The organism is Gilliamella sp. Occ4-3, from assembly GCF_001690675.1.
GTDB classification, from domain to species: domain Bacteria; phylum Pseudomonadota; class Gammaproteobacteria; order Enterobacterales; family Orbaceae; genus Gilliamella; species Gilliamella bombi.
The window spans coordinates 1-2479 of sequence record NZ_LZHR01000090.1; the positions used below are offsets into that span (position 1 = coordinate 1).

The 2479-nt window shown below is 30.9% G+C and carries 3 protein-coding genes; 2 read left to right on the forward strand and 1 reads right to left on the reverse strand.

The features are described 5' to 3' along the window. The first annotated feature begins 143 nt into the window (after positions 1–143). On the forward strand, positions 144–626 hold the full coding sequence (gene greB / locus A9G44_RS09275; protein ID WP_065610615.1) for a transcription elongation factor GreB: 483 nt from the start codon (positions 144–146) through the stop codon (positions 624–626). Between the two features lie 102 nt (positions 627–728). After that, positions 729–1832 carry a YcbX family protein gene (locus A9G44_RS09280; protein ID WP_065610617.1) on the forward strand — a complete coding sequence of 368 codons (1104 nt, stop codon included), beginning with the start codon at positions 729–731 and terminating at the stop codon, positions 1830–1832. Here the strand turns inward: A9G44_RS09280 and A9G44_RS09285 are convergent. Further along, positions 1822–2479 (reverse strand): cell division protein ZapC (locus tag A9G44_RS09285; protein WP_218837580.1); only part of this gene is annotated, 658 nt, incomplete at its 5' end. The genes A9G44_RS09280 and A9G44_RS09285 overlap by 11 nt on opposite strands.

A 2479-nucleotide genomic window follows, 5' to 3' on the forward strand; every position in this document is an offset into this window, starting at 1 on the left:
TATTTAACGTTATTTTGATAAATATTAAAAAATAGAATAAATTTTATTAAATAAATGTCGAGTTTTTATTCGAATCATATATTTTAACAAAGAAATATCGAGTTTTTACTCGAAAAATAAAGATTACTATAGGGAATGAAAATATGCGAAAGAATAATTATATAACAAGAGAAGGTTATTTGAACCTTAATGGTGAATTGAAATATTTATGGAAAGAAGAAAGACCTCGCGTTACACAAGCTGTATCAGATGCAGCAGCCCTCGGAGATCGTAGTGAGAATGCAGAATATATTTATGGAAAACGAAGATTACGTGAAATTGATCGGCGTATACGTTTTCTTACCAAGCGACTAGAAACGTTAACAATTGTCGAACCACACCCAAGACAAGAAGGTAGAGTATTTTTTGGCGCATGGGTAAAATTGGAAGATGAATCTGGTAATTTACATATTTACCGTATTGTTGGTAGCGATGAATTTGATCCTAAAAAAAATTGGATATCAATTAATAGCCCTGTAGCAAAAGCATTAATAGGTCATAAAGTTGATGATGAAATAGCCGTTATCACCCCTAATGGCAAAGTACTATATTATATTACTGAAATAAGCTATAGCGAGTTATGCTAATATGCCTTAACTTATTCATTCTATTTGTTAAATCTAAAAACTATAAGATATGGGTAATTAAGTATATAATTATCAAAACATTTGTAATCTATGTAAGATATTATGATTTTCGTCAATCAACTATACATCTACCCAATCAAATCAATGCAAGGGATACAATTAACAAAGGCAAATACAGTTGATGGAGGCTTTGAGCATGACCGCATATTGATGCTTAGTGAACCCGATGGCACTTTTATCACGGCAAGACAACACCCTGAGCTCCTGAAATTCAAAACATCCATAGTAAAAAACGAAGTACATATTTCACTATCTCCAACTGAAATAATAATATTTAATCTTGATGAGTTTTCGTTGAATTACGAGCCTACTGAAATTTGGGGTAATCATTTTACATCACTAATAGCTCCTATAAGAGTCAATCAATTTTTCAGTCAAATTTTGCATAAAGATGTACAATTAAGATGGGTTGGTCAACAATTAACTCGTCGAACTAAACGCTATCCTGATATTCCTGTTAGTTTTGCTGATGGTTATCCTTATTTGTTATTAAATAAAGCTTCATTTGATTATTTACAACAGCAATGCCCTGAAAAACTAGATATTAGACAATTTCGTGGAAATATTATTATCCAAGGAGCACTTCCTTTTGCGGAGGATGGCTGGAAAACAATAAAAATTGGCAATGTGATTTTTGATATTGTTAAACCTTGTAGCCGCTGTGTTATAACGACAATGAACATAAAATCTGCAACATTCTTAGCTGATAATGAACCAATTAAAACCTTACGTTACTTTAGAGCCGATAAGCAAGGTGAAATTGATTTTGGTATGAATATGATAGCCCGAAATCATGGAACAATTTCAGTTCACGATAAAATTGAAGTATTGGAACGGCAACCAGCTAAAAATTATATTAAAACCTTTCCAACAGAAATAAAAACTGAAGCAAAAGTTTGTACAATAAATTTTGAAAATCAAATAATTAAAGGTAATAATAAGCAAACTATTTTAGAGCAGTTAGAACAACATAAAATAGCATTACCTTATTCTTGCCGTGCAGGTATTTGTGGACGTTGTCTAGTTGAATTAAAACAAGGTGAAGTAGAGGCATTAACACAAGCTGCTATTAGGCGAAATAATAAAATTTTAGCCTGTAGTTGTGTGCCTAAAGGAGATATTACAATTAAATTACTTAAGAAATAGCCTTAAATTCAAAATTATCTGAAGTCAGCTTTTGTTCAGTAAATTTTTTCTCTACAGATATTAATCTATCATTCATTACTTTAATTGCTTCAGAAAACACAAACGTTTTATTCATTGCCACAAATGAAGCTTGTGCAATAATACAAAGAGATGCATTTTCCCCCGCTTCAACGACCATTAAACAAACCTTTTGTCCATCTTCTTGTAAAATTACCTCAACAATATCAGCTATTTTGGGCTTGTATAACATTGGTTGTTGTGAAAAATACCAACTTTTAGGCATTTGAGGCTTTAAAAAATTAGCTGCAACAATAGCGTTAATAGCTAGTTCAATCTTTTGTGAATCTGTCAAATTAAGTAACTGACAACTATTATAAAATTGATAATAAGACGTTGCGTCACTAACAGAAAATGGAAATTCGCCAAAAACATCAGGAACTAACATTTTACTTGGATAACAAGAACGAAATAACATTTCAGATGAAACTTCAAGCATTAAACTATCGTATTCGCTATCAAAATACCATCGCCAACAATCAGTTGGTCGAAAAGTCATTTTCATTAATATGTTACCCTTATCATTTGATTTAAAATTGGTCAAAAAGATAACATAAATTACATAAAAAATAAATATAAAGTTAAAATAA

Excerpts from the sequence above, each read along its gene's own strand:
- A9G44_RS09280 (WP_065610617.1), top strand. The coding sequence starts at position 729 with ATGATTTTCGTCAATCAACTATACATCTACCCAATCAAATCAATGCAA.
- greB (WP_065610615.1), top strand. The coding sequence starts at position 144 with ATGCGAAAGAATAATTATATAACAAGAGAAGGTTATTTGAACCTTAAT.